At 55.8% G+C, this 24,657-nt stretch carries 16 protein-coding genes; 3 read left to right on the plus strand and 13 right to left on the minus strand.

The window, feature by feature from the left end; translation table 11 throughout:
• Window position 1: 1 nt before the first annotated feature.
• The 3 genes from ACN28R_RS13400 to ACN28R_RS13410 are packed head-to-tail and all read left to right on the plus strand — an operon-like array spanning window position 2 to window position 1,700.
• The gene (locus ACN28R_RS13400) at window positions 2-556 is read left to right on the plus strand and encodes a SiaB family protein kinase (RefSeq protein WP_053085499.1); all 555 of its coding nucleotides are present in this window, start codon (window positions 2-4) and stop codon (window positions 554-556) included.
• Between the two features lies 1 nt (window position 557).
• The gene (locus tag ACN28R_RS13405; protein ID WP_095834656.1) at window positions 558-986 is read left to right on the plus strand and encodes a DUF1987 domain-containing protein; all 429 of its coding nucleotides are present in this window, start codon (window positions 558-560) and stop codon (window positions 984-986) included.
• Between the two features lie 6 nt (window positions 987-992).
• Window positions 993-1,700 (plus strand): GGDEF domain-containing protein, encoded by a 708-nt coding sequence (locus tag ACN28R_RS13410; RefSeq protein ID WP_048635860.1) that lies wholly within the window; start codon window positions 993-995, stop codon window positions 1,698-1,700.
• On the opposite strand, the gene mltB is transcribed toward ACN28R_RS13410, so the two are convergent.
• The 13 genes from mltB to ACN28R_RS13475 form a co-directional block, all read right to left on the minus strand.
• Complete coding sequence (mltB, locus tag ACN28R_RS13415; protein WP_095834657.1) at window positions 1,694-2,785, minus strand: lytic murein transglycosylase B; 1,092 nt, start codon at window positions 2,783-2,785, stop codon at window positions 1,694-1,696. The genes ACN28R_RS13410 and mltB overlap by 7 nt on opposite strands.
• Before the next feature lie 116 nt (window positions 2,786-2,901).
• Complete coding sequence (locus ACN28R_RS13420; RefSeq protein ID WP_048635862.1) at window positions 2,902-3,243, minus strand: zinc ribbon domain-containing protein YjdM; 342 nt, start codon at window positions 3,241-3,243, stop codon at window positions 2,902-2,904.
• A 127-nt stretch (window positions 3,244-3,370) separates the two neighbouring features.
• Window positions 3,371-4,021, minus strand: a complete 651-nt coding sequence (locus ACN28R_RS13425) for a DUF421 domain-containing protein (RefSeq protein WP_048635863.1) — start codon at window positions 4,019-4,021, stop codon at window positions 3,371-3,373.
• A 286-nt stretch (window positions 4,022-4,307) separates the two neighbouring features.
• Window positions 4,308-9,812 (minus strand): AvrE-family type 3 secretion system effector, encoded by a 5,505-nt coding sequence (locus tag ACN28R_RS13430; protein WP_095834658.1) that lies wholly within the window; start codon window positions 9,810-9,812, stop codon window positions 4,308-4,310.
• Window positions 9,813-10,020: 208 nt separating this feature from the next.
• Complete coding sequence (locus tag ACN28R_RS13435) at window positions 10,021-10,443, minus strand: type III secretion system chaperone (protein ID WP_048635865.1); 423 nt, start codon at window positions 10,441-10,443, stop codon at window positions 10,021-10,023.
• Between the two features lie 29 nt (window positions 10,444-10,472).
• Window positions 10,473-16,166: an AvrE-family type 3 secretion system effector gene (locus ACN28R_RS13440; RefSeq protein WP_183096755.1), complete on the minus strand. Its 5,694-nt coding sequence runs from the start codon at window positions 16,164-16,166 to the stop codon at window positions 10,473-10,475.
• Window positions 16,167-16,298: 132 nt separating this feature from the next.
• Window positions 16,299-17,609 (minus strand): MmgE/PrpD family protein, encoded by a 1,311-nt coding sequence (locus tag ACN28R_RS13445; RefSeq protein WP_095834660.1) that lies wholly within the window; start codon window positions 17,607-17,609, stop codon window positions 16,299-16,301.
• A gap of 100 nt (window positions 17,610-17,709) precedes the next feature.
• Entirely contained in the window at window positions 17,710-18,471 is a 762-nt protein-coding gene (locus ACN28R_RS13450) for an ABC transporter ATP-binding protein (RefSeq protein WP_095834661.1), read from the minus strand.
• A complete protein-coding gene (locus ACN28R_RS13455) occupies window positions 18,468-19,334 on the minus strand; it encodes an ABC transporter ATP-binding protein (RefSeq protein WP_048635869.1) in 867 nt (288 codons plus the stop codon). The genes ACN28R_RS13450 and ACN28R_RS13455 overlap by 4 nt, the downstream gene beginning before the upstream one ends.
• Window positions 19,327-20,262, minus strand: a complete 936-nt coding sequence (locus ACN28R_RS13460; protein ID WP_048635870.1) for an ABC transporter permease — start codon at window positions 20,260-20,262, stop codon at window positions 19,327-19,329. The genes ACN28R_RS13455 and ACN28R_RS13460 overlap by 8 nt, the downstream gene beginning before the upstream one ends.
• Window positions 20,259-21,305, minus strand: a complete 1,047-nt coding sequence (locus ACN28R_RS13465) for an ABC transporter permease (RefSeq protein WP_048639622.1) — start codon at window positions 21,303-21,305, stop codon at window positions 20,259-20,261. Before ACN28R_RS13465 ends, ACN28R_RS13460 begins: the two co-directional genes overlap by 4 nt.
• Before the next feature lie 39 nt (window positions 21,306-21,344).
• Window positions 21,345-22,940 carry an ABC transporter substrate-binding protein gene (locus ACN28R_RS13470; protein ID WP_095834662.1) on the minus strand — a complete coding sequence of 532 codons (1,596 nt, stop codon included), beginning with the start codon at window positions 22,938-22,940 and terminating at the stop codon, window positions 21,345-21,347.
• Window positions 22,941-22,973: 33 nt separating this feature from the next.
• Window positions 22,974-24,401 (minus strand): M20 family metallopeptidase, encoded by a 1,428-nt coding sequence (locus ACN28R_RS13475; RefSeq protein ID WP_095834663.1) that lies wholly within the window; start codon window positions 24,399-24,401, stop codon window positions 22,974-22,976.
• Window positions 24,402-24,657 lie beyond the last annotated feature (256 nt).

Below are 24,657 nucleotides of genomic sequence, written 5' to 3' on the forward strand. Positions count from 1 at the left end.
GATTATGCCAGATACTAAATACACCGAACTTTTCGACTCGACGCATCAAAGGGATATTACGTTGTATTACGTCGGGTATTTCTCACAGAACATCATCAGTTCTCTGGCTGAGACGGTACGGTTACAACTCGAAAAAAAGCAGGTTCCCGCCGGAATACGCCGGAAGCTATTTTCCGCTTTCGTCGAAATGGTACAGAACATCACCCGCTATTCGGCTACCCACCTGACCGAACTCGACCAGCTTAATGAGGTTCGTCACGGATCGGTATGTGTCGGTCTTGAAAACGGGAAATATTTTTTACTTTGCGCAAACCAGGTCCGCCCTGACGACATTGAAAAATTGCGCATTCGTCTTGAGCCCTTGCGTTATATGACGCTTGATGAAATCAAGCTCGCCTATAAAGCCTCCCTGCGCGATGAAACGCCGCCCTGGAGCAAGGGGGCGGACATGGGATTACTGACCGTCGCCCGCGATGCCAGCGAGCCGCTGCAGTTCACCTTTCGAGCGGATACTTCAACGGGGCTGTCTATGTTTTATCTAAAGGCGATCATCTGAAATGGCGAATATTATCAATATGGAAAATCTTCACATCACAGGGACGCCCTGTACACCAGCCGTAGATTTTGACTTTGATACTCATCGGCTTTCTCTAGCCGGCGAGTCTTATCCTGAAAATGCGGCGGCGTTTTATCGCCCGCTGATTGAGCAGGTTCAGGACTATCTCAGCGAGCTCACCACAGAAGGCGATGCCAGAGAAGCGCCGCCGCCGGCCATCGAATTCCACGTATCGCTGGTTTACTTCAACAGTTCCAGCACCAAAATGCTGTTCAGCCTGTTCAACATACTGAATCAGGCGGCGGAACAGACACTGCCCATTACTTTGCATTGGTATTACGACCAAGATGATGATATTGCGGAAGAGTTCGGTGAAGAATTACACATCGATTTTCCAGCACTCGACTTCTACAGCCATATTCTGGAGTAACCAACAATGAGTACTTTTGAGCTGTTCACGCCGGAATACGATATTCTCATCGCCGCACGCAATGTCGCCAACCAACAGGATATGCCCGCGGAGGTCTACCGGGACACGCTGCTGGCATTGACCGAACACTACCAGCGTCTGGTTCGGGAATCGCATCGCCTGATTTCCCGTAGCGATCGTGCAGAAAAAGAGTTGAATCGCCTGAATGGTCAACTGCACAAGTTGGCGATTCAACTGGAATACAAAGCCAGTCACGATCCGCTGACCAACGTTTATAACCGCGGCGCGATCATTGAGCGCATAAATCAAACGCTGGAACGTAACCAGGCCGCGCTTATTGTATTGGATATCGACCATTTCAAACGGGTAAACGACGCCTACGGCCACCCCACCGGGGATGCCGTAATATGCGCGCTGATGTCGCGGGTACGGGAAGTGCTTAAGGGAGAAGGCAGCATCGGCCGGGTGGGCGGCGAGGAGTTCACCATCCTGCTGGATAACTTTACCCTTGAGCTGGCCGTAGAAATCGCCGGGCGTATCCATTTCAGCCTGAATGACATGCCGCTGCCCGTGTTACCCCAGCAAGCGGTAACAGCCAGCTTCGGCGTGAGCTGGGCGCCGTCCGACACCTGCTTTGATACGCTCTACGGTTCGGCGGATGCCGCGCTCTATAAAGCCAAGCAGCGGGGCAGGAACTGCGTTGAGTATCAGTAGGCGCCGCCAAGGCGGGCGCGGCCAACCGCTTCCCCTAGCTGCCATACCGCCATCGCATAATGGGTGCTGTGGTTATAACGGGTAATGGTGTAAAAATTGGGCAGACCGTACCAATATTGATAGCCGCTGCCGATATCGAGACGCAACAAACTGGCCTCTTCATTGCCGCCCAACGTGCTCAACGGTTTTAGCCCCGCCGCCTGCAATGTGGCGATAGAGTAGCGCGTATTGAAACCATTTTTCAGCGACGAAGCCTGACCCAGCGCGGGAACAGCCACCAAACCATCCTTGACCCAACCGTGAGCCTTAAAGTAATTGGCGACGCTGCCGATGGCATCCACCGGATCCCACAGATTGACATGACCATTGCCGTCAAAATCGATGGCATATTGCTTGAACGACGACGGCATAAATTGGCCGTAGCCCATAGCGCCGGCGTAGGATCCGCGTAGGCTGAGGGGATCGTTGCCTTCATTACGGGCCATCAGCAGAAACGTTTCCAATTCGCCGGTAAAATATTCGGCACGACGCGGGTAATCGAAAGCCAGCGTCGCCAGCGCATCAATGATTCGGGTCTTGCCCATCACCCGGCCCCAGCGGGTTTCAACGCCGATAATGCCGACAATAATCTCCGGAGGAACGCCGTATAATTTCCAGGCGCGTTGCAGCGCATCCTGATACTGATTCCAGAAAGCCACGCCGTTTTGTACGTTATCCGGCGTAATAAATTGGTTACGGTAACGGAGCCAGGCGCCATTGGGAACAGACGGCCCCGTAGCCGCGGGCGTGGGAGCCTGCTTGTCCATCAGCCGCAGCACCCAGTCCAACCGCTGCGCCTGGGCCAGAACATCATGCAACTGCTGACGGTCGAACCCGTGTTCATTGACCATTTTATCGACAAAACGGGTCGTCGCCGGATTGAAAGCAAAATCGCCGCTCAGCAGATGGCCGCTATGCGCGGGCTCCAGCAAAAAGCCGCCGCCTTTAAAAGGATTGCCTTTAGGCGCTTCGGGAGGCGGTGTCGGCTTACTGCTACAAGCGGAGAGAAACACAATCAGTGGAAGAAAAGTGGCCAAATGACGCATCAGATTTCCGTGTAACCGAGTCAGGGGAAAGTAACCGCAATGGTAAATCATTGCCCGATACGAAAAAACTGAAATATGCGCGCCGAACCGCTTAAGACCCGGCGCGCAGTAGATTGTCAGTTTTTCTTAACAAACTCAGATTTCAGCTTCATTGCGCCAAAACCATCGATTTTGCAATCAATGTTATGATCGCCTTCGACAAGGCGAATGCCTTTAACGCGCGTACCGATTTTCAGAGTTGATGAACTTCCTTTAACTTTCAAATCCTTAACTACCGTTACGGAGTCACCGTCCGCCAGCAGATTACCATTGGCGTCTCTGACGACCAGCCCTTCTTCTTCGGCGGCCGCATCACCGTTCATTGCCCAGACATGCCCACACTCCGGGCAGTTCAATAATTCATTATCCTGCCAGGTATATTCAGAATTGCATTTAGGACAATTAGGTAGCTGTTGCATGATAAAATTCCTGAAAATTTAAAAAATGATATAAAAAGCCAATAAAATCAAAGATAGTGTTACCAGCTACGGATATTTTAACTTTTTATTCGCCCGGAGAGTAGCCATCTCTTTGGCAGGCGCGGAATCACTTCACAATTTTGCCGTCCTGTAGGATGAACATGACTTTCCCATCCCAAAACTCGGCGATAAAGATATCCTCTTCCTCAAGGGCATGCTTCTCCAGCTCACCTTTCAGCCAATCTTCATCCTTTTCTATTTGCTCCAGCTCGTCATGTCTGATCTTGCCGTCCTTCATAATAATGACCGAGGGCATCTTGGCATCATCGCAAACCACGGTGAGTTGACCGCTGGGCTCTATTTGAGCGTAAGTTACCTGCTGAAAAGAGTTGATCCCCTGGGAATGAAGTTGAGAGGCGACGTTCAAGATATCGATCTTATTTTTCTTGCGTAGAATATTATCCATCAGAAATCTTCCTTTCTTAACGATAGGAAGCGGATTACCGATAGCGATAGAACGAAAAAGACTAATGTGCTTGGTGATGGCATTCAGCAACGAGATCAACCCGACGCCGATAAATAGCACGATAATATATTGTTGCAGAGGAATACTGTCGCTATAGATTACCCCGCCGATGATGCCGCCAAGAACAAAGTTGCCAATAAAATCAACCGGCGTCATTTGAGACAGCTGCGTTTTTCCTGACAAATTGAGATGCATTATCACAATACAGAACCCAATGATGAATTTTATTAGTACAAAACTGTAATATTCCATATATTTTCTAACCTGCGTATTACGCTATTTCAAATAAATTACCGCTTCTAAAGCAAAAGCAAACCGCCACAAAAATGAACAAGCCGCGAAAAAGACCGTTACTTATTGTGTATGTGCGTTAACCCATTACTTATCAGTGTGTCACAACACTAATTTATATAGATGAAAATCGGCGTCCATGCCGATTTTTTGCATAAAATAGGCGGAATTAATTAAATCGTGGCTAAACATACCTGTATTTCCAAGCCAATTCGTCACTGCGCGGATTCATTGTTAAACAAATGTATTAACTTTTCATTTCCATACCTTCGCTTTTCAACTGCTGCATCGCGTCGGCCACGCCGGCGTCGGCTTTGGCAATATCGCCCTCCAATACAAATCCGATTGGCGTATCCTGATCTCTGCCATATTTCAGGCCGATGGTACCGGTGTTTTTGGTCATGGATACGGTGGCGCTGCTGTTCCCGCCTAAGATCAACGCCGGCGTATTCAATCCCTCTTTTTTACTCAGCGTCTGGTAAAACATAATGCTGCCCAGCCGCAGAGTAGTTCTATCGCTGAACAGCCGGACGATATCCTGCTGATCCAGCTTTTTATCATGTAGCCCATCAAGGACTTGCTGTTTAACATCCTCTTTTAATTCCAGCTTAACTATCATCAGTATGGGCGCATCTTTCCTCAGTTTATCCAGAACCGATTTCACTTCCGGCGTAGAGTCCATCAGCGTTTTTATGCGTTGGGCATTATCCGGCGCCAAGGCGGAATCCAACTGCCGATGCAGATAGTGAGATACCCCCTCGTGCTTCAAGCTCGGCACCCAGTTGTAATACGACCTTAATCTTGCATTCGACAATATTTTTTCGCCCTGAAGCGCGGCGTGGTGCTCAAACAACGAGGCTTTGATTTTATTGACCGCTTCATAGCGTTCGTCGCTGTTAATCTCCTGCCCGCTGAAATGCTTATGCAAAATAGTCAGTTTCTCCCCAATATCCGACACATCCTTCAGCGCGGCTAAAACCTGGCGGCTGGTACCGTCTTTAAAATGTTTGCCCAGCGATTTGACCAGATCGTCGACGTTATCCTCAGTCAGCGGCTCGGCGTTTTTCATGGTGACATCCACACGTTTATGGGCGTTTTTGTCCACGCTGGCGCTGGCGGATGCGGAAACCGCGCTAAAGAACGGCAGCGTTCCCGGCGGATTCTCGCTGGCGGCGCGCATGACGCCAGCGCTGGCGGAAACATGCGCATCCACGTTGGCCTGGTTGAAAAAGCGTACCTTGCTGTCTCTATGACTGATGGTGGTCAATGCGCTCCCCTCTTCGGAGGCGCGCTCGCGGTTAACCGACACCAGCTTTGCCCCGCCGCCCACGCCCACGGCCAAACGCGCCACGGCGGATGTCGGCGCCGCGCCGGTATCGGTGATATTGACGCCGGCGCGCGCCTCCAGCGCGCCATTGACATCCAGGCTGAAACCAAGTTTATTCCCTTCCATCACCCGATGCCGAACCCCTTTGGTCATCACATCCACCGGGTTCAACGTTCCCTGGGTTAATCCTTTGATAAAATCCGGTAATTCGTCATTCGTTAAGTAAAAATAGAGGCCGCTTTTCGGCCCGCCGGTCACGGTTCCGCTCACGGTTCCGCTGGCCCGCAGATCCGGTAAGAGATCGTGTTCTTTAGTCATCGCGACGGCGCGCGCTTTTTCCTTGAGGTTATCCGGCAGCAGTTCCGGTATCAAATTAAAGCCGGTGGCGACGGATAAGCTGCCGTTAGTGTTGCCCTTTTTGTCGAATTCGACCAAGAAATCGTTGCCGACACGCGTCAGGCTGAGTGCGTAAGTTCGGTTAAACCCCACGCTCGCGCCCGGTATTAGCGGAATCGGCAGCGATTTCGGCGACAAGATATAGGATGAAGTGGCCGCCGCGCCGTAATGACGCTCAAAAGTAAGAAATTCCTCTTCTTCCAGCGACTGTAATGTATCGACAAGTTTTGACTCCAGTTGCGTCTGGCTTTCCGCCTCCAGCACGGTGCGCGATGTCATATTGATCCCGTGGTGCTCTTTACGGAACGCGTTCAAAAACGCTTTAACGGTGTCATAATCGGCTTCCAGCGCCCGGTCGCTGACAAATCCCATATCCGTAAATTGCTTGACCGGATTATCGCCGTACTGGTGATTTCGCAACTGTGAAAGCGCATGTTGCAGTTGCGTTATCTGCTCCTCATCGGGCGATTTTCCCGACAGCAGTTCCGCCTTATTCACCAATTGATGCAGATCTTTCAGCGTCAAGGTATCCAGAATCAAACGGGATTTAAGCAGCGACCCGCGATCGTTGGGATCGCGCTGGCGCGCCATATCCGTTTTCTGGTGGCTGATATCGGCCTGCTTGTCGACAAAACCGGCCAGCAGTTTTTCCACTTTGCTTTCCCTGGCTATCGGAACGGTGCGCCAGGCGTCCAGCAGCGTGCGGATAAGATCTTGCCCGGAGCGATGCGGATTCAGGGATTGCGCTGCCGGTTTCAGTATGGAAGGTTTGAATTTGTCGTTCAGTTCGCCATTCAGCGTGACGACCCCTTGTTGCCGCCCCAGACGGATAGCGCTATGCAGCGCGCTATCCTCCAGCTCATGACGGAAATGTTGTAGCTGTGCGACCACGCTTTTTCCCTGTTCGCCCAGATCCAATTTTTCCAACCGCAGGTGCAAATCCGCCACGCTATTCCCCCCATCGGGCGATACGGCGGTAGCGGACTTATGGATGTTTCCGGCTTCCAACTGTTTAAATAAAGCGCTTTGCATCTGGTACAACGGCTTGAGTCCATCACGCCCTTGCCACTGGTGCTGAACGGCATAAGCCAGATTTTTAAGCGGTCTGGGCGTTGTCATCGTAGGGGAGAACAGATGGGCGCTGAGACGCTCGGAAAACTTGCTCTTTATCTTTTTACTTTCTTCGCCGGTGAAGCCGCCAAGATTCACCGCGCGCTGTACCGTAACGCCGGTTTTAGGTATGCGGTGACGCTTCATCGCCTTCCCTAACCGCTCATATACGGTTTGTTTCAACATCTCTTCCGACGCCGACGTTTTCGCCGGCTCGGTGTTGTTCAATGGCCGCCAGCTATCGCCATCGCGCCGGTAGCTGTCCGAATCCCGCGTAACGACAAAATTTCCGGCGGCGTCATTCTGAATATAGCTAATATGACCGGCGCTTTCGCCTGGTAACGATAACGCCTGCCAGACGGCGTGGGCCTGAACGCCGGAGGGCTGCTGCCACTGCGCTTTCTTCAGGATAAAGACCTCGCCCTGGTTCGTTAAGGCGTACAAATTCTGACGGTGGTCGAGCGCGATGTCCTTAACCTCGCCGCGGAGGCCGGTTTTCGGCAACGTTTGCGCCGGATGCAGCGACTGTCTGGAGTCCGGCTTGGCCTGGTGAAAGCGAATGTCGCCTTTGTCCGACACGACCAGAAACTTATAAGGATTAATAACCGCCATTGCCGTGGCCTTATCGGACTTGGCGTCCGGCAACAGTCCGCCGCCGGAAGACGGTTTATTGCGCACTTGCGCAAGTGAGAAAACGTTATCTTCTCCCTGCCTGAAACCGCCGCTGTTCACGCTGACGCTGATTTTTCTGACTTCGCCGTCTTTCAGCACGTAAGCCTGACCGTCCAGGCCCTTCTTTAGCTGGTCGCACCCGCCTTCCGCTTTGGCCCAGGATTGGGTCAGTTTATCGAGATAATATAGCGCCCCCTCTTGCTGCGTCAGCTTGCCCAGATGTTTTAAATCAACGGTTTCCAACTCGGTGGGATAAACGTGCGTCAGACCCAACTGGTTATCGAGCACCAGCGTATCGCTCAGATTCCAGCCGGGCCGGAAGCGGCCCTCTTCGCCCAGCGGGCAAATATGCATTTGCTTGAGCGGGTCTTTGATCAACGCGTTCAACCTACCATGCTCATCGCTGGCGAAGCCTTCGATCTGATAATCTGTTGAAAAAGCCCGCTCCAGTTCCGGTTGCGGCGCCGGCTTCAGCGCAGCTTCCCGTTGACCGGGACGCGGATAGTCCCCGACAAACAGTTTGCCGTCGCTATCGGTAACATAGAATTGGTCATCCGCTACGCCGAGGGTTTGCGCTTCAAGATGTTCGCTGCCGCGCTCAAGCGCCAATGCCGAATTAGCCAGCGTCAGCGTCACCGGCTCACGCGGGCCCGCCGCTTCCAGCGACGGCATAAAATGCACCCTGGCGTTTTCACCGTTATCCGTCAGTACCGCCGCCTGGCCGCGCTGATTCACCGCAAAGGCGGCGATGTCATCGTCGAACGATGCGCAATGTACGTTGTCGGTCAGGTTGGTCAGCGTGCGTTTATCCTGCACCGCATAGAGTTTATTATCCGCCTGCGCCGACAGCTTGCTGAAAGAGGTGTCGCTTTTCTTTTGCCACACCTCCAGCGTTTCGTTTAACGCATAGAGTTTTCCGTCGTGCAGGCGAATCTGCTCTCCCAACTGATTCGCCGCCGTGGCTGGCTGGCTGTAGATACCGGTCAGCAACGACTCATGCAGTTGCCCCGGCAATGGCAGCGGCGATGGCGCTACGCCGCCGGTATGCTGTTTATCACTCGTCCGCACGCTGACGCCGTCGCCATCCGCCGCCACGTGCAGGCTATAGGCGGTCTTCCCTTTCGCCGCCTGTTCCAGCATTTTTTTCTCCGCGCCTGACTCGCTGGAGTGCAGGGCGATGCTGGCGTGTTGCGAACTTTTCAACGCGAACAGTTTGCCCTCGCCGCCCAGCAGCAGATGGCGCCGTTCGCCGCCGTCTGTCTCATAGGTCGTGTGGGCGAGAAACCGCTGGTTGTCTTTTCCCAACGTTTCGTTCAGCAGCGTCCGCAGCGCGGGGGAAACCGTTTCATCCACCTTAAGACGGCCTTTGCCGTCCAGCTTCAAACTCAGCCCCGGCGATGAGGCTCCCTCGCCTGACGATCGCTGCGCCGCACCGTGCTGACTGAACGGCTCCGCCTGCGTGGCGTCGTCATTAAACCGCGCGCCGTCAAGCTCTGGCATCGACGTCGCGGCGGGATCCGACGCCATGCCATAAAACTCCACCGGATCAAAGACTTTCCCCGGCTTGCCTGCCTGACGTTCCATCATTTCACGATACAGGCGATCCACCCCGCCATCATCGTCAAACGACGCATCGTCGGCCGTTTCCGGCGGCGGCAAATCGAACGTTTCGGCGGACAGATAGCCAGACGACGACGGCGACAACAGCGGCGTATGGTAGTGGGAGGAAACGGAATCCGCATTGCTGCTTTCCGCCGCGTAGGCGTGCGATGCGATCTTGTTGAGAATATTTTGTCGCACCTGATTGAAGTTTTGCTGATAGTGCCGCGCTTCTTCTCTGGTCGGGCGCTCGGCATACTCCCGCAGTAAATCCGATGGCCGTTCGGCCATCATTTTATCCAGTAATCTATTGCCGCCCGGCTTCTGCGCGCTGTCCGCCCTGACGGTCTGCTCCGGCGCGGCAGTTTTTTTCCTAAAGAGCGGCAAACTATGCAGCAGACCGTCCAGCTTGCCGCTGCGGCCTCGCTGACGCGCCGGCATGCCGTCCTGCGCGGAAGCGCCGGCCTGACGAACATCGGTTCGGCCGGCGTGACGTTTTCCCTCTTCAATCAGAGAACCCGCCGCAGCCTTCGCGAGATGCTGCGTTGCCTTTTGCCGTAGCCTTGCCTTACCTGCACGCTCCATGCCTACTGCGTTTTGCGCAATAGTTTGCGGCGCAGAAGTAATCCGCCCTCTGTTGTTGAGCATCGCCCCTCCCTATTTTCATTTTTGCAATAACGACTTATTTTTTAAGGAATAAATATTGTTTTTTATAAAATAGAGTCGGCGCTGTTCCTGTGGCGAAAACATGGATCGTTATCGTCATGTCGGCGCCGCCAGCCGCTGGAATCGCGGTTAGCGCCCAATCACTATCCGTCTATCCGTCAGCCGCGTCTGGCGTAATCGGTTGGCGGCCTCACGCGGCGGCTATCCGCGTGAGCGCATCGCGTAAAAACGCGCCCACCTCGTCAACCTGTTGTATAAAGCCCTCAACCAGCGCAGTAAATGTCTGCTCATTCAACGTATTGACGGTATGTTGCGTACACAGGCGTAGCGTCTGGTACTCATCCATCGCCAACCAGCAGCCGCGCATGGCGTTCATTTCGAAATTCAATTGCAGACAAAACCGCGAAATGCCTTCGGTAATCTCTTCCGGCAGTACCGGTAACTGGCAATGCAGCAGCAAGCTGTCGCTTTGCGCCGGGACTTCAATAATCGCCGCTTCCCCGCCTTTCTCGTCGCATAGCGCGCACACGCCGTCCCGCAGCGTCAAAGCAATCCGATAGCGTTGAGCAAGATGTTGCAACCAACGTTCAACCTGCTGTTGATACTGAGTCATGTTCTCTCTTCCTTATTTCTGCCCGTGGATTAACTCTTCATTTCCATGCCTTCGTTTTTCAACTGATACATGGCGTTAGCGAGGGTCGGGTTCGCCTTGGCGATATCGCCGTCCAGCGTGAACCCGCGCGGTACGTTCTGATCCTGCCCATATTTGAACGCGATCATGCCGATGTTCTTCGACATGGAGACACTGGCGCTGCTGCTCCCGCCAAAGACCAGCGTCGGGGTATCAAACCCCTCTCTCTTTTTGGCGGTTTGATAAAAGGCGATGTAACTCAACCGCAAGTTATTACGATCGTTAAACAGGTTCGCAATATCCTGATGTTCAACCTTCTTCTGTTGAATACCTTCGATGAGCTTTTGTTTCAGCGGTTCTTTTAATTCCAATCCCACCGTTGCGTTCGTGCCGGGCAACTGTTTTATGCTCTCAATGGCCCCGCTTAGCTCAGGCGTGGAGTCCATGAGCGCTTTAAGGCGATCCGAGTTGGTGGGCGGCAACGACGCGTCCAGGAATTTATGCACGGCATGGATGATGCCGTTGTTATCCAGCCGCGACAGATTGTTATAAGTGGTGTTGAGCGTGATCCACGCCGCCATCATGCCGCCATCCTGCGCGATCTGGTGCTGAAAAAAGGTGGATTTAACATTATTCAGCGCCTCATAACGTTCGTCGCTGTTGATTTCCTGGCCGCTGAAATGATTATTCAGAATGCGCAATTTTTCCCCGACATCCTTCACGTCAGGCAGCGCCGCAAGTACCTGACGGCTGGCGCTGTCTTTAAAATGTTTACTCAGTTGAACGGTCAATTCAGTAACGTCATCATCAATAACCGGCTCGGCCCGCTTCATCATCATATCCACCATTTTGTTGACCGAACTGTCTATGGTGAGATTCGCCGACGCCCCGGTGCCGACGAATATCGGCACGATGTCATTCGGATTGTCGGCATTGCCGTCTTCAAGAGGGATAACCGCCCCCGCGTTGATACCGGCATGCGCATCCATGTCCACCCGGTTAAAGAAGCGCGCCCGGTTGTCGGTGTACGTTCTGTTCATGGCGGTTTCGCCTTCGGCCAACGTCCGTTCGCGGGTGGCGGACAGCACATTTAATCCGGCGCCGACGCCCAATGCCGCGCGCGTCAAGGTTTCCGGGAACGGCGCTCTTGATTGCGACGTCGCCGGATCGACAATATTCGCCCCCAGGTTCACCGCGGCGCGCGCTTCCAGCGAGCTGCTGATATCCAAGCTAAAGCTGATTTTTTCGCCGCTCCTCACCAGATGCTGGACGCCTTTTTGCATCAACTCCGCCGGGTTCAGCGTTCCCTGGGTCAGGCCTTTAACAAAATCAGGCAACTCATCATCCGTCAGCGTGAAGGCCAGCCCTTTTTGACTGCCTTTGGTTAACGCGCCGGCCATTGAACCGTTGATGCGCAAATCCGGCATCAGGTTGTAATGGTCGTTGATGCTTATCGCGCTCACTTTTTCTTTAATCGATTTAGGCAGTAAGTCCGGCAAGAGGTTAAAGCCGGTTGCCATGGAAACATTGCCGACGGTGTCTCCCCGCCGATTAAATTCGACATATAAACTGTTATCAAGGCGCGTCATGGTGAGCCCGTACATGCGGTTAAACGTCATACCGCCGCCCGGTACGACGGGAAGCGGCGAGTTCTTCAGCAAGAAGACATAAGCCGCGCTGGCGCCGCCGCCGTAGCTACGCTCAAAGTTGATGACGTCGCCTTCGCCCAGGGATTTCAGCGTATCGACCAGTTTCGACTCCAGCTCAGCCTGATGCGATGCATCCAATACCGTTTTCGCCGTGACGTTTAAGCCGTGATTTTCCTTACGGAAAGCATTAAGAAACGCTTTTACCGCGTCATAGTCCGCCTCCAGCATGCTGTCGCCGGAAAATCCCATATCGGTAAATTGTTTAATCGGGTTCTGACCATATTGACGGTCGCGCAGCTGCGTCACTTCCCGTTGCAGTTGGCCAATCTGTTGCTCATCCGGCGATTTACCGGACAACAGTTCCGCCTTGCCGACCAGTTGGTGGAGATCTTTGAGCGTCAGCGTATCCAGAATCAGACGGGATTTGAGCAATGAATTTTGATCGTTGGGATCGCGCTGGCGGCCCAGCGCGATATCCGCCTTCTGGTGACTGATGTTGACCTTTTTATCCACGAATGCGGACAACAGCGTTTCCACCTTACTGTCTTTCGCCGCGGGCGCCGAACGCCAGGCATCCAGCAAGGACTTGCTGAGATCGCGGCCGGAACGGTTGGGATTCAGCGACTGCGCGACGTTTTTCAGCGACGACGGCTTGAACCGTTCGTTCAGTTCGCCGCTGTCTTTCACAATGCCTTTATGCTGCCCCAGCCGGGTCACCGACAGCGTCGCGCTCTCTTCCAGTTCGGAACGAAAACGCTGCAACATCGTGGTTAATTCTTTCCCATTTTCCCCTAAATCAAGGCGATCCAAGCGGGTGCGCAAATCCCCCTCGGGGGCCGAATGAGGAGTAACCGGGGTAATCGCCGCCGACTTGCGACTGTTTTCCCCTTCCAACTGTTTGAGCAAGGCGCTCTGCATCTGATAGAGGGATTTTAAGCCTTCACGTCCCTGCCACTGGTGTTGAACGGCGTAGGCCAGATTCTTAACCGGCCTCGGCACCGACAGGGTCGGCGAAAAGACGTGCGCGCTGAGACGCTCGCTGAACTTGCTTTTCACCGCGCCGCCTTCCGTACCGGTAAAACCGCCTTTCATGATCGTCCCCTGCGCCGTTAACCCGGAACCCGGCAGGCGTGCGCGCTTGTTCACGTTATTCAGACGGTTATAGACGGTTTCCGACGAACGTGACTCTATCGGCGGCGGCTCCGCGTGGCGCACCGTATCCACTGACTGCCAGCCGTTCTCGGTTAACCGGTGATGAATGTCATCCTGAGAAACAACCAGATTGCCCGCATCGTCATTCTGGATATGGCTAATCTCACCGGCGCCGCCGTTCGGCGGCGATACGGCTTCCCAGGCTGTCTGTCTCTGTTCGCCTGCCGGTTGCCGCCACTGAGATGGCGGTAAAGTGAATACGTCCCCCTGTCGGGTCAACGCGTACAGATTTTGATGACGATCCAGCGAAATGTCCTTTATGTCGCCGTTAATGCCGGTTTTAGGCACGGCCTGCGCCGGATGCAGCGACTGCTTGGTGCCGGGTTTTACCTGATGGAAATGGATATCGCCCTGTTCCGACACCACCAGAAACTGCTGCGAGTTGAGCACCGCCATGGCGGTCGCCTTGTCGTTCTTCGCTTCGGGCAACAGCGCTTTACCTAATTCGGGCTTGTTGCGCACATGCGGCAGCGAAAAAATATTGTCCGTTCCCTGCCGTAGCGTACTGCTCCGGTGGTTTATGCTGAGTTTTTTGACCTCGCCGTCTTTCAGAATATAGGCTTGATCGTCACTCCCTTTTTTCAATTGCGCGCAGCCGTCCTCCGCTTTTGTCCAGGCGTGCGTCAGGCTGTCGTGGTAATACAGCGCCCCTTCCTGCAACGTCAGCTTGCCCTGATATTTAAGGCCGACGGTTTCCAATTCCGTGGGCTGAATATGCGTCAGGCCCAGTTGATTATCGAGCACCAGCGCATCGGTCAGGTTCCAGCCGGGCGTAAACTGATTATCTTTGCCTAACGGACAGGCGTGCGTTTGTTTAAGGTTGTCTTTAACCAGCGCGTTCAACTGGCCGTATTCATCGCTGGCAAAGCCTTCGATGTGATAATTCTTTGAAAAAGCCTGTTCCAGCTTCGGCTGCGGGGCCGGCTTAAGCGTAAGTTCATTCTGTCCGAGCCGCGGATAGTCGCCGACGAACAGCTTGCCTTCACTGTCGGAGACATAGAACTGGTTGTCCGCCATGCCAATGGTTTGCGCTTCGATATGTTCGCTGCCGCGCACCAGCGCCAATGCCGGATCGGCCAGCTTGAGGATAACCGGTACGCGGTGTTCCGGCGCGGCGTCCAGCGACGGCATAAAACACACTCTGGCGCGATCGTCCGTATCCACCAGCACCGCCGCCTGACCGCGTTTATTGACCGCAAACGCGGCAATGTCATTCACGAATTTCTCAGAATGCGTGCCATCCGTTAAATTGCTCAGCGTATGCTTATTCTGTACCGCATAAAGTTTGTTATCCGCCTGAGCAGACAACTTATCGAAAGCGATATCGCTGTTCTTTTGCCAAACGTCCAGCGCCTCGTTCAGTTCATACAGTTTTCCCCCATGCAGACGCACTTGCGCCCCTTGCGCATCGGTTGCCGTTGAGGGATGACGATAAATACCGGTCAACAGCGACTCATGCAGACGGCCGGGCAAAGGAAGAGACGATGGCGGACTGCCGCCGGACCGGTATTTACTCTCGGCGCGCAGGGTCACCGTGCCGTTATCCGCGTCCGCATGCAGGGTGTAACTTGCTTTACCTTTCCCCGCCAGTTCCAGCGTTTTCTTCTCCGCGCCGGGTTCGCTGGAATGAATGGCGGTATACGCGTTGGATGAACGATTCAGGGCAAACAGCTTGCCCTCTTTGCTCAACAGCAGATGTTGCTGATCGCCCTCGTCCGAGACACGCGTCATATGCGACAAAAAGCGCTGATCATCTTTCCCCAACGTTTGCTGCAACAGACTTTGGATCGCCGGTGACGCCGTTTCATGCACCGCAAGGCGCCCTTTGCCGTCCAGGCTCAAATTCAGCGGCTGCGTGGCCGGCCCCGCCCCCAGTTGCTGTCCCGGCACCTCGCGCTGACGGGACAGCGCCTCTTCGCCGCCCTCATACGGTTTCTCTTTTATTGGGGATAACGACGGCTGAAACGGCTCGCGTTTGGGCGAGGAAATCGTCGGTTCGAACACCTTCGGCGGCTTGCCCGCCTGGCGCTCCGTCATCTGGCGATGCAACCGCTCCTGCATACCGTCATCGTCAAACTGCGCGTCGTCAGCCGCCTCCGTGGATGTTGATGCCTCCGGTTGCGGGGCCAGGCCATAAAACGCCACCGGATCAAATACCTTGGGCGCCTGGCCCGCCTGCCTATCCAGCATGTCGCGGTACAGCTGGTCCACCGTGCCGTCATCGTCAAACATGTCGGCGGGCAAAGAATCCACAGACTCAGAGGAGAGATAACCGGAAGAGGTCATCGACGAAGGCGGGGTGTAATAGTGGGACGAACCGCTGACAAAACCGCCGTCCGCGGAAGTTTGCCCAATCTTTTTCAGGATATTCTGCCTGACCTGGCTGAAATTATGCTGATAATGCCGCACCTCATCCGCGGGCGGTTTCTCATCGGCAGCAATCGTCTGGCCCTGAGTCAACGACGATGACCGCTCCTCCGCCATTTTCGCCAACAACGAGTTGGGCGGGTACGCCGCGGTCGATTTTTGCGCTTCGGGTTTGGCCGGTTGCCCCTCCGCATTCTTTTTCTTAAAAGGCGAAAACCCATGCAGAAAGTTGCCGAGTTTGGAACCGCGTCCGCGTTGACGCGCGGGCATTTCATCTTGGGCGGCGGGCGGCGCCTGGCGAAGATTCGGCCGGGAGGGGAGATTTCGCCTTTCGTTAATCAAGGATCCCGCCGCAGATGTCGACGCGTGCGACTTCGTCGCCTGATGCAGCTTTTTATTTCCCGCGTTTTCCGCACCCGCTGACTTGCTCGCGTTGACCCATTGTGTCGACGAAACATTGACTTTGCCGATGGCCATGCTGTTGCTCCTGCCCATAATTATTTCGATTTTCCTTGAGTGGAAAAAAATATGAGGCAGTTCCCGCCGACAACATCAATACGCGGCATTTTCTACATGAATTCGCTCATTTTTTCATGCGGTCACATCAGCTTACGCCAGCAACATCACGCGTAAAAACGCCAACGAACTTTCCTGCTCAAGCCGGGTTAAACGCTGATACAGCGCGTCGGCATCCGCCAGCCCGGCGCAGCAGTCGGCAAATTTGCGCTGACGATCGGTATCGCTGAAGGGATCGCTGATGTCGCCTTTCGCATTTAACCGCTGGGCGTTCAGCTTACGGCCATCTTTTAGCGTAATCGCCACGGCGTGCGGCAGATTGTCATTCTCTTCTTCTTCCGTTTCACTCCAGCTTGTCATACTGACCCGGTTCAGTTTGTCCGCCGCCGACTGCCTGGCGACCTGTTGCGGCGTAAAGTCCGCGACGCTTAACCTCCCCTTTTCCAGCATGACGCTGACGCAATAGGGCATCGAGAAACGCGCCTGCATTTCATTTTCCGGTTGCGGATAGGCCAGATTACGCCGGTTGGCGATCCCGACTTTGGTGTCAACCTTTACCACATCGTCTGCGCTGAATGCATGCAGCGCCTGTAAATCGCTGATGGCGTCCAGAATTCGGTGCGTCGAACCGCAACAGGGATGTTTTTTCGGCAGGACGCCAACGCTTTCGATCACGTGCCGCGACGGGGTTAGCCAGCACTCGATATCCGCGGGCTGAAAGTGCTTGCCGGCAAATAACTGATAAAAGCCCTGCTCGCCTTCGATAATATCCAGACGGCCGGTCATGCCGGTGGCGGCGAGTTCCGCCGCATCCACCGCGTTGCGCGCCGCCATACCGGCGTGAAACGGCTTCAGCGGCGTACCAAACTGGCCTTTGACGCCGCCGGCAAGGCTGACGGCGATACTCAGCGTCCGGGCGATGCCCTGTTCGTCCAGTCCTTTCAGCCAGGCGACGCCGGCGGCGGTGCCGATACAGCCGACGGTAGAGGTGCCGTGCCATCCCGCGGTGTAATGTGATGCACCGACCACCGAGCCGACAAACGCCTGCGCCTGCAATCCTATCAGGTAGGCATCGATAAGATCGCCGCCGTCGCGTTTTTCCGCCAGCGCCACCGCCAGCAATGCCGGCACCAGCACCGCCGATGCGTGGCTCATTCCCGGCGCAAAGTTATCGTCATAATCGATGGCGTGCGCCGCGGTGCCGTTAATCAACGCGCATATGGCCGGCGGCGGCGGCTGGTACGCCGCCCACGCCTGCCGCACCGCCCGGCTGGAAAAGTCATGCCGCCCGGCATACAAACATGCCAGCGTATCGATAATGGCTTCACGCGCGCCCTGTCTGGCTGCCTGGCTGAACGGCGCTTTACGCACGCACCAGGCGGCAATCGTCTCAACCACCGTCATTGTGTTCTCCTTGGGAAAGTTCATTAAGCACTAGCTGCCGCAGGTTACCGATTTGAAAGCGATTCACTCGGCCTCCCGTCCGTCGCCTGATGCTGCCTTTTCATGCCTCGCTGGCGGCGAGAAAATGCCGGGTATACGCTTCGCGGGCGTCTCCCCGCCGCAGAGCGTCCGCGCTCAGTTCTTCCAAGAGTTTGCCCTGATGCATAATCGCCACGCGCTGGCACAGGTGAGTCACCACCGCCAAATCGTGCGTCACCATCAGGTAGGTCAATTTGCGCTGCCGGCGCATGCCGGCAAGCAGATTAAGAATTTCCGCCTGCACCGACACATCCAGCGCGGAAGTGGGTTCGTCCAGCAACAGAACGGAGGGTTCCATAATCAGCGCCCTGGCAATAGCCACGCGCTGACGCTGGCCGCCGGATAACTGGTGCGGGTAGCGGTAGCGGAAAGCATCCGACAAACCGACGGCGTTCAACGCCTCGCTGATCCGCCCCTCGTGGCGATCCAGCCCATGCAATTGCAGCGGTTCGCGCAGCGTGCTGTACACCATCTTGCGCGGATGGAGCGAGGCATAGGGATCCTGAAACACCATCTGTACCTGACGATAAAAGGCTTTATCGCGTACCGGATGCTGCTCGCGATTAGCAAACAGAATCGCCCCTTGATAATCGCTGTTCAGACCGGCAAGGGCGCGCAGAATGGTCGATTTGCCGCAGCCGGATTCGCCAATCAGCCCGTAGCTTTCGCCTTCCGCCAGCGTGAAACTGACGTCGCTGACCACCTGGCGCCGCATGATGCCCTCGCCAAAAGCGATATTGAGATCGATGACTTCCACGCTGCGTTGCGAGGCAGGAATGATCATAGGGCGACTCCATTGCGGTAGCTGGGGCCATTCAGCCAGTCGGGATCGCGCGTCGGCACGCTGAGCGTGTCCACCGGATGATGTAAGCGCGGCTGGCTGGACAGCAGGGCTTGAGTATAAGGGTGGCGGGCCTGGTGCAGGCGGCTGGCGGCGATCTCTTCGACGACGCGTCCGGCGTACATCACCAGCACCCGATCGCAAAAGCGCGACACCAGATTCAGATCGTGGGTGATAAACAATAAGCCGGTATTACGCCGCGCCAGCTGTTCGTCGAGGATCGACAGCACCTGCTGACGCACGGTGACATCCAGCGCGGAAGTCGGCTCATCGGCGATGATCAGATCGGGTTCCGGGATCAGCATCATGGCGATCATCACGCGCTGCCCCATGCCGCCGGAGATCTCATGAGGATAGCGCGCAAACACATTTTCGCAGTCGCGGATATGCACCGACTCCAGCATCGCCAGCGCTTTTTCGCGGGCAATTTTCTGGCTGACGCGCGTGTGCAGACGATACGCTTCGGTAATCTGGTAGCCGATGCGCATCAGCGGATTCAGCGAGAATTTAGGATCCTGTAAAATCATCGAAATGCGGTTGCCGCGGATGGTGCGCATCTGTTTTTCGCTGGCGTTCAGCAGATCGAACTCGCCAAAGCGGATCGCTTTGGCGCTGATGCGGCCGATTTTCGGCGTCAGCTTGAGCAGCGCGCGGCAGGTCTGCGATTTGCCGGATCCCGACTCGCCGACTATCGCCACTTTCTCCCGTCCCACCTGAAAGGAAACATCCCGCACCGCGTGGTTGTCCTCGTGGGCGCCTTTAAACACAATATTCAGATCCTGTACATCAAGCAGAATGTCACTCATGGCGAAGATCCATTACGTCGCGCAGGCCGTCGCCGAGCAGGTTAAAGGCCAGACTGGTGAAAAGGATGGCTAAACCGGGGATAGCGGCGATCCAACCGTTATTGAGCATAAACTCGCGCCCGGACGCCAGCATCGCCCCCCACTCCGGGCTGGGCGCCTGCGCGCCCAAACCGAGGAAACCAAGGCCTGCGGCGGTGAGGATGATGGCCGCCATATTCAGCGTCACCCGCACCACCACCGACGGCAGGCACATGGGAATAACGTGGAACAGGATGATGTGCCAGGATGACGCCCCTTGCAGGCGTACCGCCGCGATATAATCCATCTTGCGGATCGACAGCGTCTCCGCCCGCGCCAGACGCGCGATAGGCGGCCACGACGACAGGGAAATGGCGATGATCGCGTTCTCTATGCCGGGGCCGAGCGCGGCGACGAACGCCAGCGCCAGAATCAGGCTGGGGAAAGCCAGAAAGATATCCACCAGGCGCATCAGCACCGTATCCACCCAGCCGCCGAGATAGCCTGCCGTAGTGCCGATCACCAACCCAAGCGGCGTAATGATAATGGCGGTCAATCCGGCGATATACAGCGTGATGCGCGCGCCATACAGCAGCCGGCTGTAGATATCCCGCCCCAGTTCATCGGTGCCCAGCCAGTTTTCCAGGCTCGGCGTTTGCAGGCGGTTGGCCAGATCCTGCGCATAGATATCGTGACTGGCCAGCCACGGGGCAAACAGCGCCGCGAAAACAATCACCAGCAACACAATCAGGCCGAATAGCGCCGAATGATTGGCGCAAAAACGATGCCACTGAATCCACATCTGCTGCATCCGCGCCTGCAACGGCGTGGTCGGCACCGGCGCATTCAGCCAGTTGCGCAGAGATGAACGCGAGCGGGCGCCAGAGGATTTGTTGGTCAAATCGGTCATTTATCCTCCTGACGGGTTCGGGGATCAAACAGGCGATAGAGCAAATCGCAAATCAGATTGAGCACGACGAATATCGCGCCGGTCAGCAGCGCGCAGCCGACCACCGCATTCATGTCGCCCGCCAGCAGCGCGTTGGTAAGATAGCGGCCAAAGCCCGGCCAGGCGAAGACGGTTTCGGTCAGCACCGCCCCTTCCAACAGCCAGGCCCAGGAGAGCGCCACCACCGTCAGCGTGGGAACGGCAATGTTGCGCAGCGCATGCACCCAGACGCAGCGCGCCCAGGACAAGCCTTTCACCCGCGCGGTGATGATGTATTCCTGCGAGAGCTGTTCGATCATAAAGCTGCGGGTCATGCGGCTGATGTAGGCCAGCGAACTTAAGCCCAGAATCGATGCCGGCAGAACAATATGGCTGAAGACGTTTTTGAATACCGCCCAGTTGTTGGCCAGCGCGCTGTCGATCAACCAGAACCCGGTGACCGGCTGCAGATCGAATTCGTAGATAAAATCGATACGGCCGGGGCCGCCGATCCAGCCCAGCGAGGCGTAGAACAACAACAGCCCCATCAGACCGAGCCAGAAATGCGGCGTCGAATAGCTCAGCAGGCCGATAAAACGGATCAGATGATCGAACCAGGAGTTTCGGTACATGGCCGACAGCACCCCGGCGGGGATCCCCAGCCCGGTGCCGATAATCGCCGCCAGCGTCGCCAGTTCCAATGTGGCGGGAAAAACGCGGGCGATATCCTGCGCGACCGGGTGACTGGTCGTCAGGGCGATGCCGAAATCAAGGTGCGCCAACTGCCAGATATAATCGGCAAACTGTTTCCACAGCGGCTGATCGAGCCCTAGCTGACGATACATAGTGTCATAGGCCTCCTGACTGGCATTATCGCCAATCACGGCGACGACCGGATCGATCGGCAGCAGCCGGCCAATGAAGAAGGTCAAGGCCGCCAGCCCCAACAGCGTGCAGAAAATGGAGATCGCGCCTTTTATCAGCCTCATCAGACGGCGATAACGCAGCGACCATGCCAGATTCATGGGGTGTTGCGAGAATACCTGCGACATTGGCGCCCCCGGTTATTTGCTTGCGGTGTCGTACCAGACGCGGAAACCATTCCAGGTCCAGTTCTTAATCACCGGACTGATGCCCGCGGTGTTATACATCTGGAACATAATCGCCATCGGCCCTTGCTCCATCACTTCGCGCTGCAGCTCGGCATACTTTTCAATTCGCTTGGCTTCATCCGCTTCCAGCAGCGCCGCCTCAACCTGCTTATTCAGATCCTCGTTATAAAACGCGGCCCGCCAGCTCGGATATTGCGTGGCGCGGGCTTCCTTACGGTTATCGGGGTTGAAGACCAGACGGGAGGCGTTGCCATGGGCGTCCGGCACCGAGGTCTGCCAGGCCATCATGGCGCTGGAGAACTCACGCCCGCGCGCGCGGCTGAACAGTTGCGCGTTCGCCATGCGTTCCAGTTTCAGCGTGACGCCAATCTTGGCGGCGTTCTGCTGAATGCTTTGCGCGATGGGCGCGGAGTGCGGCAAAGTGCCGAAAATGACGCTGGAGGAGAAGCCGTTGGGATAACCCGCTTCGCTCAGCAACTGCTTGGCTTTTTCCAGATCCAGTTTGAAGGGCTGTCCCTGCGTTTCATCCAGCGCGCCGAACGCGCCGATCTGGGCAAAGCTGGCGCGGGGAACGCCCAGGTACGGCATCACATTTTTCGCCAGACCGTCGTAGTCGATCAGATAGCGCATCGCCAGCCGGACTTTCTCATTTTGGAAAATCGGATCTTCGCTATTAAAGGTCCAGAAGAAGAGCTGAGGCTTCAGCACTTTTTCCACTCTCACCTTACCGCCTTCATCAAGCGTTTTCAGATCGTCGGCGGAAAGGTCGCGCGCCACGTCCACATCGCCCTGCGTCAACAGCAGACGCTGGGTGCCGGTTTCCGCCACGTGACGAATCAACACGCGTTTCAGCGCCGGCGGCGTCGACCAGTAGTGATCCGTCGCCTGCAACACCACGCCTTCGCCGGCATTCCAGCGCACCAGTTGATAAGGGCCGACGCAGGCGGTGCGGGTGGAAAGATATTTATGGCCGAAGTCGCCGTTTACCGCTTCTTTCTCCAGCAGTTTGCGATTCTGCAGTGTGGACACCACATTTGCGGCGATGGCCTGTAACACCAGATTGGTGGGGTAAGGTTTATCCAGCTTCATCACCAGCGTTTTATCGTCCGGCGCGGTGATCGTCTGGTCGACGTTTTCCTTATTGAATCCATAATCGGTGATGGCGGCGGCGTTGCCGTATCCCAATTTAACGATACGCTGCATCGACCAGGCGAGATCGCCCGCCGTGGCAGGCGATCCGTCGGGGAATTTCAGGTTATCCTGCAAATGAAAGGTGATCTGCTGATGATCCGGCGACACATCCCAGCTTTTCGCCAGATTGGGCACGACCGCTTTTTCGTCTTTGGCGTCAAAATTAACCAGCGAATCGCAGGTATTCAGCACAATCTCATTAGTCACCACTTCGCCAATCTGCGCCGGATCCCAGGTGCTGATGGCATCAATATTCCATGCCATCACCAGCGAGTCAGGCGGCGTGGCGGCATGGGCGGTCGCGCCGATCGCGCCAGAAAAAACGAGTGCTGCCGTAATCGTATTGAGTTTTATCATTGAACGGACTCCAGCATATTGAAAAAGAAAGGATTAAAGGTTCTCCGGGCGCGGCTGAATCGGCGGTTTGACCTCGGCCGGGATGGGACAGCGATAAGGCGTTTCCTGAATCTGTTCGGCGTGCGCTTTCTTCACCTGCGCCAGCAGCGCGTCATCGGTCAGCGCGTCGATCGCCGTGGCCGCCATGATTTTGGCGACATGGGCCAGTCCTTTATGCGCGGCCGGCATTTTGCCCTGCGCGGTAAGCTGCCATGAGTGGCCGGGCGTACCGATAGCCATGGTGGGAACATGCGCCTGGACGGTGGGGATCACCCAACTGACGTCGCCGACGTCGGTGGAGCCGATCATGATTTCGCCATGAACATCCAGCGGAATGATGTAATCACTGAGCGGTTTTAATTCGGCGGGTTTCATGCCGACGCGGCGATAATCGCTGGCGATCTCTTCCGGGCTTAATGTGGCCTGAATTTCCGCGGCGAAGGTCATATCCGCGCCGTCGAAAGACACCGGCCCCAGCGCCGCGAAATTACGCTGCATCGCCTCTTCCAGCGGACGGTTGCCCAGCAGATTGGAAACGGCGCTCATAATGCTGATCTCCACCTGGGTATCCGTCATCATGGCGGCGCCGTTGGCCACGCGTTTTACCCGCTCGTTGAGATCAAACATGGTATGCACATCGCGCGCGCGAATGGCATAACGGACGGCGGCCTTGGCCTGCACCACATTGGGCGCGATACCGCCGGAATCGAGCATCGCATAGTGAATACGGCAGTCCTGCGGCACATGTTCGCGCAGGAACTGAACGCCGACGTTCATCAGTTCGACCGCATCCAGCGCGCTGCGGCCCAGATGGGGAGAGGCGGCGGCATGCGAAGAGCGGCCGGTAAAGCGGAAATCCATGCGGGTGTTGGCAAGAGAGAGCGGTTTCGCCACTTCATGGTGCGGACTGGGATGCCAGGTAATGGCGACATCCACCCCGTCAAACGCGCCGGCGCGCACCATAAATGATTTGGCCGCCCCGCCCTCTTCGGCCGGACAGCCGTAATAACGCACCCGCCCCGGCAGACCGGTTTTCTCCAGCCACGCTTTTATCGCCGTCGCGGCCAGCATCGCCGCCGATCCCAACAGATTATGCCCGCAGCCGTGGCCGTTGCCGTTGCCCGGCAGCGGACACGGCCTGGCGACGCCGGATGCCTGGCTGAGTCCCGGCAAGGCGTCATATTCGCCCAGAATGGCGATGATCGGGCCGCCTTCTCCGGCTTCCCCCATCACCGCCGTCGGAATATCGGCCACGTTTTCGGTTACGCGAAAACCTTGCTTTTTCAGCATCGCCGTATGCTCGGCCACGGAACGATACTCGGTGTAACAAATTTCCGGCATGCCCCAGACGCGATCGCTCAAATCACAAAATTCAGCCTTGCTTTCATCCACCAAGTTCCAGACTAACTCTTTATTTTGCATGACAATCCCCAGAATTTACCGTTGGATGGGACGACGGGCGTATCAGGCCCCGGAGATGTTCAGAATGCGACAAAAATAAGCGGCAATGCCAATGAGCAATTCACACCACCTATTCCAAAAATTCATAGTTTGGCGTCAGAATTTTTATGGCGGGCGTCGCTTGCCCGCAGGCTCCCGCTTGCGCAAGGAGGGCTATCAAGCAAGACCAAGCGCCGGGTTACTCGCCGGCCGATGGAAGACGTGAGAGAGAAAAAGC

It is taken from the genome of Brenneria goodwinii (genome assembly GCF_002291445.1).
In the GTDB taxonomy this organism is placed as follows: Bacteria; Pseudomonadota; Gammaproteobacteria; order Enterobacterales; family Enterobacteriaceae; genus Brenneria; species Brenneria goodwinii.

Coding starts and splice junctions, on each gene's coding strand:
- ACN28R_RS13405 (WP_095834656.1), top strand. CDS start 558: ATGGCGAATATTATCAATATGGAAAATCTTCACATCACAGGGACGCCC.
- ACN28R_RS13410 (WP_048635860.1), top strand. CDS start 993: ATGAGTACTTTTGAGCTGTTCACGCCGGAATACGATATTCTCATCGCC.
- mltB (WP_095834657.1), bottom strand. CDS start 2,785: ATGCGTCATTTGGCCACTTTTCTTCCACTGATTGTGTTTCTCTCCGCT.
- ACN28R_RS13420 (WP_048635862.1), bottom strand. CDS start 3,243: ATGCAACAGCTACCTAATTGTCCTAAATGCAATTCTGAATATACCTGG.
- ACN28R_RS13425 (WP_048635863.1), bottom strand. CDS start 4,021: ATGGAATATTACAGTTTTGTACTAATAAAATTCATCATTGGGTTCTGT.
- ACN28R_RS13430 (WP_095834658.1), bottom strand. CDS start 9,812: ATGCTCAACAACAGAGGGCGGATTACTTCTGCGCCGCAAACTATTGCG.
- ACN28R_RS13435 (WP_048635865.1), bottom strand. CDS start 10,443: ATGACTCAGTATCAACAGCAGGTTGAACGTTGGTTGCAACATCTTGCT.
- ACN28R_RS13440 (WP_183096755.1), bottom strand. CDS start 16,166: ATGGCCATCGGCAAAGTCAATGTTTCGTCGACACAATGGGTCAACGCG.
- ACN28R_RS13445 (WP_095834660.1), bottom strand. CDS start 17,609: ATGACGGTGGTTGAGACGATTGCCGCCTGGTGCGTGCGTAAAGCGCCG.
- ACN28R_RS13450 (WP_095834661.1), bottom strand. CDS start 18,471: ATGATCATTCCTGCCTCGCAACGCAGCGTGGAAGTCATCGATCTCAAT.
- ACN28R_RS13455 (WP_048635869.1), bottom strand. CDS start 19,334: ATGAGTGACATTCTGCTTGATGTACAGGATCTGAATATTGTGTTTAAA.
- ACN28R_RS13460 (WP_048635870.1), bottom strand. CDS start 20,262: ATGACCGATTTGACCAACAAATCCTCTGGCGCCCGCTCGCGTTCATCT.
- ACN28R_RS13465 (WP_048639622.1), bottom strand. CDS start 21,305: ATGAATCTGGCATGGTCGCTGCGTTATCGCCGTCTGATGAGGCTGATA.
- ACN28R_RS13470 (WP_095834662.1), bottom strand. CDS start 22,940: ATGATAAAACTCAATACGATTACGGCAGCACTCGTTTTTTCTGGCGCG.
- ACN28R_RS13475 (WP_095834663.1), bottom strand. CDS start 24,401: ATGCAAAATAAAGAGTTAGTCTGGAACTTGGTGGATGAAAGCAAGGCT.